Below are 16103 nucleotides of genomic sequence, written 5' to 3'. Positions count from 1 at the left end.
CACGGCAGAACGGCACAAGGCGACGAATGCCCCAGCACACCTCCGGGTCCGACCGGGCGGCGATCCCCCCAGCCGCCCGCGACGGTGGCAGCGTGCGGCCGCCCGCTCCCTCGACGCTCGACGAGCTGTGGCGGTCGTACAAGGCGACGGGGGACGACAGACTGCGGGAGCAACTGATCCTGCACTACTCGCCCCTGGTGAAGTACGTCGCGGGACGTGTGAGCGTCGGCCTGCCTCCCAACGTGGAACAGGCCGACTTCGTGTCCTCAGGCGTATTCGGGCTCATCGACGCGATCGAGAAGTTCGACATCGACCGGGAGATCAAGTTCGAGACGTACGCGATCACCCGCATCCGGGGCGCGATGATCGACGAACTGCGCGCACTGGACTGGATCCCCCGGTCGGTACGGCAGAAGGCGCGCAACGTCGAGCGGGCGTACGCCACCCTGGAGGCACGGCTGCGGCGCACCCCCTCGGAGACCGAGGTGGCCGCCGAGATGGGGATCGCGGTCGACGAACTCCACGCCGTCTTCAGCCAGTTGTCGCTGGCCAACGTCGTGGCCCTGGAGGAACTGCTGCACGTCGGCGGCGAGGGCGGCGACCGGCTGAGCCTCATGGACACACTGGAGGACACCGCGGCCGACAACCCCGTGGAGGTGGCCGAGGACCGGGAACTGCGCCGCTTCCTGGCCCGGGCGATCAACACCCTGCCCGAACGGGAGAAGACCGTCGTCACGCTGTACTACTACGAAGGCCTCACCCTCGCCGAGATCGGCAACGTGCTCGGAGTGACCGAGAGCAGGGTCAGTCAGATCCACACCAAGTCCGTGCTCCAGCTGCGCGCCAAACTCGCGGGCTTCGGACGCTGACGACGAGGGGCGCGCGGGGCCGGCGCGGACGCCCGGGCATGTGCGGCTCCCGCCGCGCGCGACGCCTCCGTAAAGTGGTCGGCGTGCCAAGGATTCGAGCGGCCTCCGTGGCCGAGCACCGGTCGATGCAGCGTGCCGCCCTGCTGGACGCGGCGCGGACCCTGCTGTCCCAGGGCGGCACGGAGGCGCTGACCTTCCCCGCCCTGGCCGAGCGGACGGGACTCGCCCGGTCGTCTGTGTACGAGTACTTCCGCTCGCGCGCCGCCGTGGTCGAGGAACTGTGCGAGGCCGACTTCCCGGTGTGGGCGGCGGAGGTGTCGGCGGCGATGGCCGCCGCCGACGGCCCCGAGGCCAAGGTCGAGGCATACGTCCGCAGCCAGCTGGAACTGGTCGGGGACCGGCGGCACCGGGCCGTCGTCGCGATCTCGGCGAGCGAGCTGGACGCAGGCGCCCGGGAGAAGATCCGCGCCGCGCACGGCGGCCTGGTCGCCATGATCGTCGACGCCCTGGGGGAGCTGGGACACACCCAGCCACGGCTGGCGGCGATGCTGCTGCAGGGCGTGGTGGACGCGGCCGTACGGCGGATCGAACTGGGAGCCGAGGAGCCGTCGACGGTCGCGGAGGCGGCGGTCGGGATGGCACTGCGGGGGATCGGCGGCTGACCCGGGCGCCGCTGGGGACGGCATACCGTCGGGCCGCGACCGCCGCCCAGCGACCGTCTCCCTCCGGGGCCCCTCCCCCTCCCCCCCCCGCCCCCCGCCTCCCTCCCACCCCCAAAAAATCGAGAACCTCCCCCCCCCCGCTATCCCGGCACCGGCACCCCCAGCACCGGCAGCAGCCGGGTCGGGCCGCCGTTCAGGAGCCAGGGGGGCAGGAGCAGCAGCGGGTTGAGGTAGGTCTCGCCGCGCAGCAGGCCCCAGTGCAGGCAGGCGTTCCCGCAGTGGGTGCCCGGTGCCGTGGTCTCCAGGGTGCCGATGATCTGGCCGGGTACCACGTGGGCGCCCTTCTCCACCGACGCCCGCACCGGCTCGTACGTCGTGCGCAGGGGCGGGGCGCCGGTTCCTGCCAGCTCCACCGACACCACGCCTCGTCCTGCCACCTTCCCGGCGAAGGAGACGCGGCCCGCGGCCACCGCCCGTACCTGAGCGCCCGGCGGCGCGTTCAGGTCCACGCCCCGGTGGCCCGGGCCGTAGCGTGTCGCCGGGGGTTCCCAGCCGCGCCGGATGCGCGGCCGCGTCCCCACCGGCCACACCCGGCCCACGGCGGGCACCAAAGCGGCCGGACCGTCCTCGCTCGCCGACTCGGCCGGGGCCGGTCCCGAGGCCTGGACCGGTCCCGAAGCCTGGACGGTCCCGGCAGTCGGGAGGGCCGCGGAGGCCGGCGAAGCGGCAGCGACCGGCGACGTCGGCCAGGCCGGCGAGCCCAGGGGGCCCGGTGGGGCCGGGCCGGTTGTGTTCGTCGCCAGTAGCAGGCCGAGCCAGGGGCCCGCGTATCGCATCGCATGCATCCGTGTCATGCGTCCACGCTCCCGTAGATCGCCCGAACCGGCTGGAACCTGTGGACAGCTCACCGGTTGTGGACAGCGGCGTCACCCGGCACCTTCCGGGTCCCGTACACTTCTGGTGGCGACCCGGGTCACCGGGTCGACTTCGCACGCCCCGACACACAGCCGGCAACGGCGGTCGTGTCAGCGCCCCTCGGTCCTTCGTGGCAGGGCGCGCCGTGGGCGTCAGGCGCGGGAGCCGTCCGGCACCCGCGGCACAACCGAGAAATTCAAGGAGATACGGCCATGGCCGTCGTCACGATGCGGGAGCTGCTGGAGAGCGGCGTCCACTTCGGTCACCAGACCCGTCGCTGGAACCCGAAGATGAAGCGCTTCATCTTCACCGAGCGCAACGGCATCTACATCATCGACCTGCTCCAGTCGCTGTCGTACATCGACCGCGCCTACGAGTTCGTCAAGGAGACCGTCGCCCACGGCGGCACGGTCATGTTCGTCGGCACGAAGAAGCAGGCGCAGGAGGCCATCGCCGAGCAGGCCACCCGCGTCGGCATGCCCTACGTCAACCAGCGCTGGCTGGGCGGCATGCTCACCAACTTCTCGACCGTCTACAAGCGCCTGCAGCGCCTGAAGGAGCTCGAGCAGATCGACTTCGAGGACGTGGCCGCCTCCGGCCTCACCAAGAAGGAGCTGCTGGTCCTCTCCCGCGAGAAGGCCAAGCTGGAGAAGACCCTCGGCGGTATCCGCGAGATGCAGAAGGTGCCCAGCGCCGTCTGGATCGTGGACACCAAGAAGGAGCACATCGCCGTCGGTGAGGCGCGCAAGCTCAACATCCCGGTCGTCGCGATCCTCGACACCAACTGCGACCCCGACGAGGTCGACTACAAGATCCCGGGCAACGACGACGCGATCCGCTCCGTCACCCTGCTCACCCGCGTGATCGCCGACGCGGTCGCCGAGGGCCTCATCTCCCGCTCCCGCGTCGCCACCGGTGACAAGGGCGAGAAGGCCGCGGGCGAGCCGCTCGCCGAGTGGGAGCGCGACCTGCTCGAGGGCGAGAAGAAGGCCGACGAGGCTCCGGCCGCCGAGGCCGAGAAGCCGGCCGAGGCCGCCGCCGAGGCTCCGGCCGCCGAGGCTCCGGCCGCGGAGGCTGCGGCTGCCGAGGCGCCCGCCGCCGAGGCCCCGGCCGCCGAGGGCGAGCAGCAGGCCTGACCGTCAGCGTCCGTGTCGACGGCGGGAGCGGCGCATGAAGTCCGCTCCCGCCGTTCACCCGTAGCTCAGCGGCGTGTCAGCGAGCCCCCGCCTCTCGGGCGGTGCGGCCCGCAGACCCCCTGATCTCCGATCTTCCAGACTTCGAGAAAGATTCACAGACTCATGGCGAACTACACCGCCGCCGACGTCAAGAAGCTCCGTGAGCTCACGGGCGCCGGCATGATGGACTGCAAGAAGGCGCTGGACGAGGCCGAGGGCAACGTCGACAAGGCCGTCGAGGCACTGCGCATCAAGGGCCAGAAGGGCGTCGCCAAGCGCGAGGGCCGCTCCGCCGAGAACGGCGCCGTGGTCTCGATCCTCGCCGACGACAACTCCTCCGGTGTCCTCGTCGAGCTGAAGTGCGAGACGGACTTCGTCGCCAAGGGCGAGAAGTTCCAGGCCGTGGCCAACGCCATCGCCGAGCACGTCGCCAAGACCTCCCCGGCCGACCTGGAGGCCCTGCTCGCCTCCGAGATCGAGGCCGGCAAGACCGTCCAGGCGTTCGTGGACGAGGCCAACGCCAACCTCGGCGAGAAGATCGTCCTGGACCGCTTCGCGCAGTTCACCGGCGGCTTCGTGACCGCGTACATGCACCGCACGATGCCCGACCTGCCCCCGCAGATCGGTGTCCTCGTCGAGTTCGACAAGCAGACCGACGAGATCGCCGCGGTCGCCAAGGGCGTCGCCCAGCACATCGCCGCCTTCGCGCCGAAGTACCTCTCCAAGGAGGACGTGCCGGCCGAGGTCGTCGAGTCCGAGCGCCGCATCGCCGAGGAGACCACCCGCGCCGAGGGCAAGCCCGAGGCCGCGATCGCCAAGATCGTCGAGGGTCGTCTCAACGGCTTCTTCAAGGACGCCACGCTGCTGGGCCAGCCCTACGCACTGGACAACAAGAAGTCCGTCCAGAAGATCCTGGACGAGGCCGGTGTCACCCTGAAGCGCTTCTCGCGCATCAAGGTCGGCATCTGAGTCTCAAGTCCGTACCGCGACGGACGTCCGACCCGGATAGGGTCGACAGCAGTCGTCCCCGTCGCGCGCGTATGCCGGCACGCGGCCGCGCGTGACGGACGACAGCAGATCTGACGAGGAGGCCATTGCCGCTGCATGGGATGCGAAACACGCCCCACCGGCAATGGCCTTCTTCGCATGTGTACCACGTAAAAGAGGCGGGATCTCATGACCACCAAGGCCCAGAAGAGCGACGACGGCAAAGTGACCGGCCGGTTTCTGCTGAAGCTGTCCGGAGAGGCCTTCTCCGGCGGCGGGGGCCTGGGCGTCGACCCGGACGTGGTGCACGCCATCGCCCGTGAGATCGCGGCCGTCGTCCAGGACGGCGCGCAGATCGCCGTCGTGATCGGCGGCGGCAACTTCTTCCGCGGTGCCGAGCTCCAGCAGCGCGGCATGGACCGCGCCCGCTCGGACTACATGGGCATGCTCGGCACGGTGATGAACTGCCTCGCGCTGCAGGACTTCCTGGAGAAGGAAGGCATCGACAGCCGGGTCCAGACCGCCATCACCATGGGCCAGGTCGCCGAGCCGTACATCCCGCTGCGCGCCGTGCGCCACCTGGAGAAGGGCCGCGTGGTCATCTTCGGCGCCGGTATGGGCATGCCGTACTTCTCCACCGACACCACCGCGGCCCAGCGGGCCCTGGAGATCGACGCCGAGGCGCTGCTCATGGGCAAGAACGGCGTGGACGGGGTGTACGACTCCGACCCGAAGGCCAACCCGGACGCCGTGAAGTTCGACTCCCTCGGCTACGGCGAGGTCATCACCCGCGACCTGAAGGTCGCCGACGCCACGGCGATCACGCTCTGCCGCGACAACCGGCTCCCGATCGTCGTCTTCGAGCTCCTGAAGGAGGGCAATATCGCCCGCGCCGTCAAGGGTGAGAAGATCGGCACGCTCGTGGGTGACCAGGCCGGCCGGAGCTGACCGGCAACCCCGGGCCGCGGGGCCGCCGGGAAGCCACCTGTCCGGGGGACGGACGGGACGGACCCGGGCCGGGGGATGGACAATGTCCTGCCGGTCGGGAACCGTGCAGGAAGAAGACGCGACGCAGCCGGCCGGCGGCCCCGACCGGGAACCGCAGCCGGGCCTACTCAAGACACGCAGGAGCAAGTGGTGATCGAAGAGACCCTCCTCGAGGCCGAGGAGAAGATGGAGAAGGCCGTCGTGGTCGCCAAGGAGGACTTCGCCGCGATCCGCACCGGCCGTGCGCACCCGGCGATGTTCAACAAGATCGTGGCCGACTACTACGGTGCGCCGACGCCGATCAACCAGCTGGCCTCGTTCTCCGTGCCGGAGCCGCGCATGGCCGTCGTGACCCCGTTCGACAAGAGCGCGCTGCGCAACATCGAGCAGGCGATCCGCGACTCCGACCTGGGCGTCAACCCGAGCAACGACGGCAACATCATCCGTGTGGTGTTCCCCGAGCTGACCGAGGAGCGCCGCCGCGAGTACATCAAGGTGGCCAAGGGCAAGGGCGAGGACGCCAAGGTGTCCATCCGCTCGGTGCGCCGCAAGGCCAAGGACGCCATCGACAAGCTGATCAAGGACGGCGAGGTCGGCGAGGACGAGGGCCGCCGTGCGGAGAAGGAGCTCGACGACACCACCGCGAAGTACGTCGCGCAGGTGGACGAGCTGCTCAAGCACAAGGAAGCGGAGCTGCTCGAGGTCTGATGAACGACTCTTCCTGGGGAGCGCCGCAGCCGGCCGGGTACTGGGGACCCGCGGACGGGGCACCCGGCCAGGGACCCGTCCCGGGCACCGCCCCCGCGGGTCCCGCCTACGATGCGCGGGGCGCCCAGCAGACTCGCCCCATGCCCGTCGTGCCCGAGGTGCCCGCACACGGCGGAAACCAGGATGACGACCGGGGGGCCGCGCGCACGGGCGGCCCCTCGTTCCGCGACGAGCCGCCACAGCAGCAGCCGTACGACCCCGCACGCCCGCAGCCGTACGACCCGTCGCGCCCGCAGCCGCAGCCGCACCCGCAGTCGTACGACATGCCGCGGCCGCGGCCCTACGACACGCCGCGAACGCCGCCCGCCCACGGGGCGGCGCCGCAGAATCCGGAGCCCATGCCCGACGCCCCGCAGCCGGCGCCCGCCCCGCAGGCGCCGCAGAAGAAGAGCGCGGGACGGGACCTGGGCGCTGCCATAGGGGTCGGTCTCGGGCTCGGCGTGGTGATCATCGCGTCGCTGTTCGTCGTCAAGGCCGTGTTCGTCGGCGTCATCGCGGTCGCCGTCGTGGTCGGCCTGTGGGAGCTGACCTCGCGGCTCCAGGAACGCAAGGACATCAAGGCGCCCCTCGTGCCGCTGGCGGTCGGCGGCGCGGCGATGGTGGTCGCCGGATACGTCCGGGACGCCGAGGGTGCCTGGGTGGCGATGGCGCTGACCGCGCTCGCGGTCCTGGTCTGGCGGATGACCCAGCCGCCGGAGGGCTACCTCAAGGACGTCACTGCGGGTGTCTTCGCCGCGTTCTACGTGCCGTTCCTGGCCACGTTCGTGGCGATGATGCTCACCGCGTCCGACGGCCCGTTCCGGGTGCTGACCTTCCTGATCCTCACCGTGGTCAGCGACACCGGCGCGTATGCCGTCGGCTGGCGCTTCGGCAGGCACAAGCTCGCCCCGCGCATCAGCCCGGGCAAGACCCGCGAGGGCCTGGCCGGCGCGGTCGCCTTCGCCATGGTGGCCGGGGCGCTGTGCATGCAGTTCCTGATCGACGACGGAGCCTGGTGGCAGGGCCTGCTCCTCGGCGTCGCGGTCGCCGCCAGCGCCACCCTCGGCGACCTCGGCGAGTCCATGATCAAGCGGGACCTGGGCATCAAGGACATGGGCACCCTGCTCCCCGGTCACGGCGGCATCATGGACCGCCTGGACTCCCTCCTGCCGACCGCGCCCGTGGTCTGGCTCCTGATGGTGCTGTTCGTGGGCTCCGCCTGAGCGGCGGTAGCAGGGCACGTGCGGCCCGCGAGGACCTTTCCGGCGGCCGGGCCCCTCTGCGAGGCCCGGCCGCCGGGGTTCCGTCCCGGGGGGCGGGGGTGGCCGGCGAGGGACGGCGCCTGCCACGGCGATCTGCCGTGCGGTGGCACGAGGCGCTGACCGGCCAGGACGGGCACCGCACACCGCGCCGCCACCGCGGTGGCCCGCACCGCACGAAGGCCTGCGCCTCCCGCGGCGTCACCGGCGTCGCCGCCGTCCGGCCCTGACCACCACCCCGACCGCGCCGCCACGGGGTCGCACCGGTGCGCCCAGCCCGGCCGGGCCGCCCCAGTCGATCGGCGTCGCACCGGAGCACCCGGCCCGACCGGGCCACCCGAGTGGATCTGCGACACTGGTACCACCATGCCCAAGCCCGGAGAACTCACTTTCGTCGCCCCGCGCGGAGCCAAGAAGCCGCCGCGGCACCTTGCCGATCTCTCGCCTGCCGAGCGCAAGGAGGCCGTCGCCGCGATCGGCGAGAAGCCCTTCCGTGCCAAGCAGCTCTCGCAGCACTACTTCGCGCGGTACGCGCACGATCCCGAGCAGTGGACGGACATCCCGGCCGGCTCGCGCGCCAAGCTGCGTGAGGCGCTGCTTCCGGAACTGATGACGGTCGTCAGGCACCTGGCGACCGACGAGGGCGCCACCCGCAAGACGCTGTGGCGGCTGTTCGACGGGACGCTCGTCGAGTCGGTGCTGATGCGCTACCCGGACCGGGTCACCATGTGCATCAGCTCCCAGGCCGGCTGCGGCATGAACTGCCCGTTCTGCGCCACCGGCCAGGCCGGACTCGACCGCAACCTGTCGACCGCCGAGATCGTGCACCAGATCGTCGACGGCATGCGGGCCCTGCGCGACGGCGAGGTGCCGGGAGGACCGGCACGGCTGTCCAACATCGTGTTCATGGGCATGGGCGAGCCGCTGGCCAACTACAACCGCGTCGTCGGCGCCGTCCGCGCGCTGACCGACCCCGAGCCCGACGGGCTCGGCCTGTCCCAGCGCGGGATCACCGTCTCCACGGTGGGCCTGGTCCCGGCGATCCACCGGTTCGCCGACGAGGGCTTCAAGTGCCGCCTCGCCATCTCCCTGCACGCCCCCGACGACGAACTGCGCGACACGCTCGTGCCCGTCAACACGCGGTGGAAGGTGCGGGAGGTACTGGACGCCGGGTTCGAGTACACCGCCCGGTCCGGGCGCCGGCTGTCCATCGAGTACGCGCTGATCCGGGACATCAACGACCAGGCCTGGCGCGGCGACCGGCTCGGCCGCCTCCTCAAGGGCAAGCCGGTGCACGTCAACCTCATCCCGCTCAACCCGACGCCGGGCTCGAAGTGGACCGCCTCGCGACCCGAGGACGAGAAGGCGTTCGTCGAGGCGATCGCGGCGCACGGCGTGCCCGTCACCGTCCGGGACACCCGCGGCCAGGAGATCGACGGAGCCTGCGGCCAGCTCGCCGCCACCGAGCGGTAGCCGACCGGCAGCCCACCGACAGCCGACCGGTACGCTGAGCCCTGCACAACTTCACATCCCGGCATCTTCACATTCCGACAGGGGAGCGCCACAGCGCTGAGAGTGCGGCATCCGGCCGCAGACCCTCTGAACCTCGCCCAGGTCATTCTGGGTAGGAAGTTCGGTCATCACTCGAGCTGTTGCGCCCTGCCCGGCATCCTCCGCGGATCCCGGGCAGGGCCGCGTCTCTTCCTGGCCACCACCCAGGAGGAAAATCCAGTGCACCGCAAGACGTTCGTCGCCGCGGCGGTCGGACTCGGCCTGGTCACGCTCTGCGCGTGCGGGTCCTCCGGCGGCGAGGCGGCGGACTCCAAAACCGTGACCCTGGTCAGCCACGACTCGTGGGCCGCCTCCAAGAGCGTGATCGCGGACTTCGAGAAGACGTCCGGCTACAAGGTCAGGGTCCTCAAGGACGGCGACGCGGGACAGGCCGTCAACAAGGCCGTCCTCACCAAGGACAACCCGCAGGGCGACGTCTTCTTCGGCGTCGACAACACGCTGCTGTCCCGTGCGCTCGACAACGGGCTGTTCCAGTCGTACGAGCCGAAGGACTCCGACAAGGTCGCGCCTCAGTACCGGGTCGACCAGGCGAAGCACCGCGTCACCCCCGTCGACACCGGCGATATCTGCGTCAACTACGACAAGGAGTACTTCGCCGACCACAGGCTGGCCCCGCCCGCCTCCTTCGACGACCTCCTGAAGCCGCAGTACAAGAACCTCCTCGTCACCGAGAACGCCGCGACCTCCTCGCCCGGCCTCGGCTTCCTGCTGGGGACCGCCGCGAAGTACGGGGACACCGGCTGGCAGGGCTACTGGAAGAAGCTGAAGGACAACGGCGTCAAGGTCGTCGACGGCTGGGAGCAGGCCTACAACCAGGAGTTCTCCGGTTCCGCCGGCGGGAAGAAGGCCAAGGGGAACCGGCCGCTCGCCGTCTCCTACGCCTCCTCACCGCCCGCCGAGGTCATCTACGCCGACCCCAAGCCGAAGACCGCGCCGACCGGCGTCGTGCAGGACACCTGCTTCCGGCAGGTCGAGTACGCCGGCCTGCTCAGCAACGCGAAGAACACCAAGGGCGGCAAGGCCTTCCTCGACTTCCTGATCAGCCGCAAGTTCCAGGAGGACATGCCGCTGAACATGTTCGTCTATCCGGTGCGCGAGAAGGCCGCGGTGCCGGCCGAGTTCGCGAAGTACGGTCCGCAGGCCGGGCACCCCCAGACCATGGCCCCGGACAAGATCGCCGCCAACCGTGACCAGTGGGTCAGGTCGTGGACCTCGCTCGCAGTGAAGTGACCCGCGCGCGCCGCCGGTCGGGGAACGCGGTGCGGCTCGCCCTGATGGCGGCGCCCGTCGCGTTCTTCGCGGTGTTCTTCGCCTACCCGGTGACCGCGATCGTCCGGCGCGGCCTGCAGAGCGACGGCACCTGGCACATCGGGCGGATCGCGGACGTGCTCGGCCGCTCCGACATCCGGCACGTGCTGTGGTTCACCACCTGGCAGGCGCTCGCCTCCACGGCGCTCACCCTGCTGATCGCCCTGCCCGGCGCGTACGTCTTCGCCCGCTACGACTTCCCCGGACGCCACGTCCTGCGGGCCGTGGTGACCGTGCCGTTCGTGCTACCCACGGTCGTCGCCGGCACCGCGTTCCTCGCCCTGCTCGGGCGCGGCGGACTCCTCGACGAACTGTGGGGGGTGCGGCTGGACACCACCGTGTGGGCCATCCTCCTCGCGCACGTCTTCTTCAACTACGCCGTCGTCGTACGGACCGTGGGCGGCCTGTGGTCGCAGCTCGACCCGCGGCAGGAGGAGGCCGCGCGGATGCTCGGCGCGGCGCCGCTGACCGCCTGGCGCAAGGTCACCCTGCCCGCCCTGGCGCCCGCGGTCGCCGCCGCCGCGCTCATGGTGTTCCTCTTCACCTTCACCTCCTTCGGCGTGGTGCAGATCCTCGGCGGCCCCGCCTTCTCCACCCTGGAGGTGGAGATCTACCGGCAGACGTCCGAACTCTTCGACCTGTCCACCGCCGCCGTCCTGACGATCGTGCAGTTCCTCGCGGTCGGCGCGATCCTCGCCGTGCACGCCCGGACCGTACGGCGCAGGGAGACCGCGCTGAAACTGGTGGACCCCTCCCGCACCGCCCGCCGCCCGCGCGGTGCCGGGCAGTGGACGCTGCTGGCCGCCGTCCTCACCAGCATCGCCCTGCTCCTGCTGCTGCCGCTCGCCGTACTGGTGCAGCGCTCGCTCACCGCCCCCGGATTCGGCTACTACCGTGCGCTGACCGACCCCGACGGCGGCACCTTCCTCGTCGCCCCGATCCACGCGGTCGGCGCCTCGCTGTCCTACGCCGCCGCCGCGACCGCCATCGCCGTCGTCATCGGCTCCCTCGCCGCCGCCGCGCTCACCCGCCGGGACACCGGCCGGCTCGTCCGCGGCTTCGACGCACTGCTGATGCTGCCGCTCGGGGTGTCGGCGGTGACCGTCGGCTTCGGTTTCCTGATCTCCCTGGACAAGCCGCCGCTGGACCTCAGGCAGTCCTGGGTCCTGGTCCCCCTCGCCCAGGCCCTGGTCGGCGTGCCGTTCGTCGTACGGACCATGCTGCCGGTGCTGCGCGCGGTGGACGTACGGCTGCGGGAGGCGGCGGCGGTGCTCGGGGCGTCGCCGTGGCGGGTGTGGCGGGAGGTCGACCTGCCACTGGTGCGGCGGGCGCTGCTGGTCGCCGCCGGGTTCGCCTTCGCCGTCTCCCTCGGGGAGTTCGGCGCGACGGTGTTCATCGCCCGCCCCGACAACCCGACCCTGCCGGTGGCCGTGGCCCGGCTGCTCGCCCGGCCCGGCGACCTCAACTACGGTCAGGCCATGGCCCTCTCGACGATTCTCATGGTGGTGTGCGCGATGTCCCTGCTCGTGCTGGAGAGGCTGCGCAGTGCGGACCGGACGGGGGAGTTCTGATGCTGCTGAGCCTTGCGGCAGCCACCGTCCGCTTCGGCGGGCGGGCTGTCCTGGACGCCGTCGACCTGGCGGTCGCCGAGCACGAGATCGTGTGCGTGCTCGGCCCCAGCGGCAGCGGCAAGTCGACGCTGCTGCGGGCCGTGGCCGGCCTGCAGCCGCTGGACTCCGGCCGGGTGCTGCTCGACGGGCGCGACCAGGCGGGGGTGCCGGTGCACCGCCGCGAGGTCGGCCTGATGTTCCAGGACCACCAGCTGTTCCCGCAGCGGGACGTGGCGGGCAACGTCGGCTTCGGGCTGCGGATGCACGGCACGGCCCGGCAGGACAGGACGGCCCGGGTGGCCGAACTGCTGGAACTGGTCGGCCTCCCGGGCGCGGGAGCACGGGCCGTCGCCGCCCTGTCCGGCGGCGAGCAGCAGCGCGTCGCCCTCGCCCGGGCGCTGGCGCCCCGGCCCCGCCTGCTCATGCTGGACGAACCGCTCGGCCAGCTCGACCGCTCGCTGCGCGAACGCCTCGTCGTCGAACTGCGCGAACTCTTCGGCCGGCTGGGCACCACCGTCCTCGCCGTCACCCACGACCAGGGCGAGGCGTTCGCGCTCGCCGACCGTGTGGTGGTGATGCGCGAGGGCCGAATCGCCCAGTCCGGTACGCCTCTTGAGGTCTGGCAGCACCCGGCGGACGCCTTCGTGGCCCGCTTCCTCGGCTTCGAGAACGTCGTCGAGGCGAAGGTGGACGGCGAGAGAGCGATCACTGCGTGGGGCAAGGTCCCGGTGCCCGCGGGCGCCCCGCAGGGCACCCGGAGCGTCCTCGTACGGCCGGCCGGTGTCCGCCTCGTCCCCGTGGAGGAGGGCCTGCGCAGCACGGTGGTCGCCCGCACGTTCAAGGGCACCCATGTCGCCGTGCGCCTCCAGCCGCCGGACGCGCCGCGGCTGGAGGCGGCCTGCCCGCTGCGGTCGGCCCCCGAGGTCGGGGACGAGACGGGCGTGGCGTTCGACCCGGACGACATCGTGGTGCTGGGCTGACCGGCGCCCCCCCGCGAGAGGCCGAGCGCAGGGGCGCGTCAGGGGGGAGCAAAGGGGCGCGTCAGGGGAGGGGGAGCAAAGGGGCGCGTCAGCCGTCGTCGCGCGCGCCGCGTCGGTGCGGCGGGAGATGGCCAAGACGGCCACGGTGCCCTTCACGGATGCGCAAGTGCCGGGGGTGAAGGGGGTGCGGGGCCTTTGCGGAAGACCCCGGAGCGCCCCGGCACCCCCCCCGGGGGCACTGGTCTACGAGTGCTCCGGAGCGGGTGTCAGCGCATGCGTCCCGCGAGGGCGTGTGCTCTGCCCTTTCCCTGACCGCCCGCGGGTTCCCGCCCCTTCGGGGCCCCGCGCACCGTGTCCGTCCGGCTGTGTCCCGTCAGCCCTGGACCGCCGCCGGGTCCATCCACATGACCTCCCAGGTGTGGCCGTCGAGGTCGTCGAAGGCGCGGCCGTACATGTGGCCGTAGTCCTGGGTCTTGCCGGTGACCGTGCCGCCCGCGGCGACCGCCTTCTCGACCAGCTCGTCGACCTTCTCGCGGCTCTCGGCGCTCAGACAGATCAGCACCTCGCTGCTGCGGGTGGAGTCCGCGATCTCCTTCTCGGTGAAGTCCGCGTAGCGCTTCTTGCCGAGGAGCATCGCGATGATCGTGTCGCTGATGACGACGCAGGCGCAGTCGTCGGTGGAGAACTGCGGGTTGATGGTGTAGCCCAGCTCGGTGAAGAACTTCCCTGACGCGGCCACGTCCTCGGTCGCCAGGTTCACGAAGATCATCTGCTGGTAGCTGTTCGACATGGTGGGTCTCTCCCTCTGCGGTGCCGCCGTTCGTGCTGTTCGATGGGGTGGACCGGACCTGCGCCCGGAACTCATCGGTGCCGCGGAACTTTTCTCGTACGGGTTTTCGTGCGGGCGTTCAGCGCGCCAGGGGCAGCGCGGCGAGGCCCGCGACCGCCAGGGTCAGCGGGACGAACAGGGCCAGCAGGGCGCCCGCGCGCAGGGCGGCGGCGGACCGGAGCGTGGTGGCGGGGGCGCCGAGCCTGCGCAGGGCGGCGATGGTGGCGGACCGGGACTGGCGGGCCTCCACGGCGGCGGTGAGCAGGGCCGCCACCGCGCAGCCGGCCACGAGGAGTCCGCCGAGGGCGGTCAGGGGGCCGAGGGACGGTGCCGAGCCGCCGGACAGGGCGACCGCGGCGTACGCACCGGAGGCCACCGCGCAGACGACCCCCAGCGGTCGGCCGATGCGGCCCGCCTCCTCCATCAGCACCCTGCCCGCCAGCAGCCGTACCGCGCCGGGGCGCACCGCTTGCAGGACGCGGCCGCACAGGTGGGTCAGGCCGGGGCCGGCCAGGGCCAGGCCGAGTGCGGTGAGCAGCCAGCCGGCGAGGACCGGCGCGGAGTCGGCGGCGAGTCCGCTGGGCAGGGCCGTGCGGGAGGCGGAGCGGCCCGCGTAGGCCTCCACGGTGAGGCCCACCGCCAGGACGGCCACCCCCCAGGGCAGACCGGCGGGCGGCCGGCGGGGCGGCAGCGGGCGGTGCGGGTCGGCGTCGTCCACGGGGGCGGCCTCGCAACCGGCTTCGGCGGCGGCCTCCGGACCGGCTTCGACGGTGGCGTCCTCGGGAGCGGCGCCGGCGGCGGGCGCCTCGTCCCGCACGGGGGGCGCGGTCCCGGTGGCGCGGCCCGCCGGCCGGGGCTCGCGCGGGCGCAGGGACCAGGCGACCGCCGCCGACGCCAGCACCGGGACGATCGCCAGCAGCGTCAGCGCGCCCGGCACCGGCAGCCGCTTGCCCGCGGCGAGGAACCCCGAGGCGGCACCGTCGAACGGCAGCCCGGTCAGGTCACCGCGCAGGTGCAGGAAGAGCAGCAGCGCGAGGAGGGAACCGGCCGTGCAGGACAGGACGGTGGTGGCCGCCGAGACGGCCATCAGGCGGCCCGGTCCCAGGCCGAGCGCGGACAGCGCGGCGCGGGGCCGGGTGGCGGGGTCGGTGCGGGCCACGACGACCGTGAGGTACACCGTGGCGGTCAGCGGCACCACGCACCAGGACAGCCGCAGCAGCGCTGCGCCGGATTCCTCCGGGTGGCCGAGGGCGTAGGCCAGGCTGCACAGCAGCAGGAAGCCGGTGCCCGCCGAGGCGGCGACGACCGTCAGGCGGCGCAACTGGACGGCGGGGTGGGCGACGCGGGTCAGACGGAGAGCGAGCACGCCGCCCGGCCTTCCGTCGTGTCGCCGTCACCGGCCGGGGGCAGGTGCACGCTCTTCACGCACCGCCCGTCCTGGAGGGCCACCGTGCGGTCGGCGAGCGCCGCGGTCCGAGCGTCGTGGGTGGCCAGCAGGACGGTGATGCCGTGGGAGCGGGCCGCTGTGGTGAGGGTGCGCAGCACGTGGGCGCGGTCGGCGCGGTGCAGCGGGGCGGTCGGTTCGTCGGCGAACAGCACCGTGGGTGCGGGGGCCAGCGCGCGGGCGATGCAGACGCGCTGCCGTTCGGCCTGGCGCAGCTGGTGCGGGCGTCTGCGGGCCAGTTCGCCGACGTCCAGGCGTTCCAGCCACTCCAGGGCGGCCACCTTGGCCCGGCGTCTGCCGGTGCCGCGCAGCATGAGCGGCAGGGCGGTGTTCTCCCAGGCGTTCAGTTCCGGGACGAGGGCGGGGGCGGGGTCGATCCAGCCGAACCGGTCGCGGCGCAGCCGCTCGCGGGCGAGGGGGCCGAGGGTGTGGACGGGGGCGCTGTTGAACCAGACCTCGCCCTCGCGGACCCGCACCATGCCGGACAGACAGCGCAGCAAGGTGGTCTTGCCACTGCCGCACGGTCCGGCGACGGCGAGGATCTCGCCCTGGCGGACGCCGAGCGAGACGCCGCTGAGGGCGGGCGAGCCGTCCTTGTGGGTGTAGTGCAGGGCGCGTGCCCAGAGCACGTCGTTGTCCGGCGGGGCCACCATGGCATGCACCTCGGTTCGGATCAGGAATGCCGCGCGGGGTGCCGTGCGGGTCCGGGGATCCCTCGTGCCCGTTCTCCGTACGAATCCCTCGTACGGGGGAACGAAG

At 72.2% G+C, this 16103-nt stretch carries 16 protein-coding genes and 1 riboswitch; of the genes, 12 read left to right on the top strand and 4 right to left on the bottom strand.

What is annotated here, in order from left to right:
- Positions 1-26 precede the first annotated feature (26 nt).
- Positions 27-869, top strand: a complete 843-nt coding sequence (whiG, locus tag ACFC02_RS07135; RefSeq protein ID WP_376353375.1) for an RNA polymerase sigma factor WhiG — start codon at positions 27-29, stop codon at positions 867-869.
- 107 nt (positions 870-976) lie between these two features.
- Complete coding sequence (locus ACFC02_RS07130; RefSeq protein WP_376353521.1) at positions 977-1531, top strand: TetR/AcrR family transcriptional regulator; 555 nt, start codon at positions 977-979, stop codon at positions 1529-1531.
- A gap of 140 nt (positions 1532-1671) precedes the next feature.
- Here ACFC02_RS07130 and ACFC02_RS07125 read toward each other — a convergent pair whose 3' ends face one another.
- A complete protein-coding gene (locus tag ACFC02_RS07125; RefSeq protein ID WP_376353519.1) occupies positions 1672-2376 on the bottom strand; it encodes a peptidoglycan DD-metalloendopeptidase family protein in 705 nt (234 codons plus the stop codon).
- Between the two features lie 282 nt (positions 2377-2658).
- On the opposite strand from ACFC02_RS07125, the gene rpsB reads away from it, so the two are divergent.
- The 10 genes from rpsB (at position 2659) to ACFC02_RS07075 (ending at position 13071) form a co-directional block, all read left to right on the top strand.
- Positions 2659-3582, top strand: coding sequence for a 30S ribosomal protein S2 (gene rpsB / locus ACFC02_RS07120; protein ID WP_376353372.1), 924 nt, complete (start codon positions 2659-2661; stop codon positions 3580-3582).
- A 162-nt stretch (positions 3583-3744) separates the two neighbouring features.
- The gene (gene tsf, locus ACFC02_RS07115) at positions 3745-4590 is read left to right on the top strand and encodes a translation elongation factor Ts (protein WP_360974953.1); all 846 of its coding nucleotides are present in this window, start codon (positions 3745-3747) and stop codon (positions 4588-4590) included.
- 207 nt (positions 4591-4797) lie between these two features.
- Complete coding sequence (gene pyrH, locus ACFC02_RS07110) at positions 4798-5556, top strand: UMP kinase (protein ID WP_360974950.1); 759 nt, start codon at positions 4798-4800, stop codon at positions 5554-5556.
- 189 nt (positions 5557-5745) lie between these two features.
- Complete coding sequence (frr, locus tag ACFC02_RS07105) at positions 5746-6303, top strand: ribosome recycling factor (protein WP_014675285.1); 558 nt, start codon at positions 5746-5748, stop codon at positions 6301-6303.
- Positions 6303-7565 carry a phosphatidate cytidylyltransferase gene (locus ACFC02_RS07100; protein WP_376353368.1) on the top strand — a complete coding sequence of 421 codons (1263 nt, stop codon included), beginning with the start codon at positions 6303-6305 and terminating at the stop codon, positions 7563-7565. The genes frr and ACFC02_RS07100 overlap by 1 nt, the downstream gene beginning before the upstream one ends.
- A gap of 137 nt (positions 7566-7702) precedes the next feature.
- Positions 7703-7831 carry a hypothetical protein gene (locus tag ACFC02_RS07095; protein ID WP_376353365.1) on the top strand — a complete coding sequence of 43 codons (129 nt, stop codon included), beginning with the start codon at positions 7703-7705 and terminating at the stop codon, positions 7829-7831.
- Between the two features lie 136 nt (positions 7832-7967).
- Positions 7968-9074 carry a 23S rRNA (adenine(2503)-C(2))-methyltransferase RlmN gene (rlmN, locus tag ACFC02_RS07090; protein WP_376353362.1) on the top strand — a complete coding sequence of 369 codons (1107 nt, stop codon included), beginning with the start codon at positions 7968-7970 and terminating at the stop codon, positions 9072-9074.
- 69 nt (positions 9075-9143) lie between these two features.
- Positions 9144-9250, top strand: a riboswitch (TPP riboswitch).
- A gap of 82 nt (positions 9251-9332) precedes the next feature.
- Entirely contained in the window at positions 9333-10403 is a 1071-nt protein-coding gene (locus ACFC02_RS07085; protein ID WP_376353359.1) for a thiamine ABC transporter substrate binding subunit, read from the top strand.
- A 44-nt stretch (positions 10404-10447) separates the two neighbouring features.
- Positions 10448-12052 (top strand): ABC transporter permease, encoded by a 1605-nt coding sequence (locus ACFC02_RS07080; protein ID WP_376353516.1) that lies wholly within the window; start codon positions 10448-10450, stop codon positions 12050-12052.
- The gene (locus ACFC02_RS07075; RefSeq protein ID WP_376353356.1) at positions 12052-13071 is read left to right on the top strand and encodes an ABC transporter ATP-binding protein; all 1020 of its coding nucleotides are present in this window, start codon (positions 12052-12054) and stop codon (positions 13069-13071) included. The genes ACFC02_RS07080 and ACFC02_RS07075 overlap by 1 nt, the downstream gene beginning before the upstream one ends.
- A gap of 373 nt (positions 13072-13444) precedes the next feature.
- Here ACFC02_RS07075 and ACFC02_RS07070 read toward each other — a convergent pair whose 3' ends face one another.
- From ACFC02_RS07070 to ACFC02_RS07060, 3 genes are all read right to left on the bottom strand, one after another.
- Positions 13445-13861, bottom strand: coding sequence for a VOC family protein (locus ACFC02_RS07070; protein ID WP_376353354.1), 417 nt, complete (start codon positions 13859-13861; stop codon positions 13445-13447).
- Positions 13862-13979: 118 nt separating this feature from the next.
- The gene (locus tag ACFC02_RS07065; protein ID WP_376353351.1) at positions 13980-15266 is read right to left on the bottom strand and encodes a hypothetical protein; all 1287 of its coding nucleotides are present in this window, start codon (positions 15264-15266) and stop codon (positions 13980-13982) included.
- Positions 15248-15997: an ABC transporter ATP-binding protein gene (locus tag ACFC02_RS07060; protein ID WP_376353348.1), complete on the bottom strand. Its 750-nt coding sequence runs from the start codon at positions 15995-15997 to the stop codon at positions 15248-15250. The genes ACFC02_RS07065 and ACFC02_RS07060 overlap by 19 nt, the downstream gene beginning before the upstream one ends.
- Positions 15998-16103: the final 106 nt, after the last annotated feature.

Origin of the sequence: Streptomyces sp. NPDC056160 (genome assembly GCF_042268205.1) — a bacterium.
Classification (GTDB): Bacteria; Actinomycetota; Actinomycetes; order Streptomycetales; family Streptomycetaceae; genus Streptomyces.
This window is presented reverse-complemented; position numbering and strand designations above follow the sequence as displayed.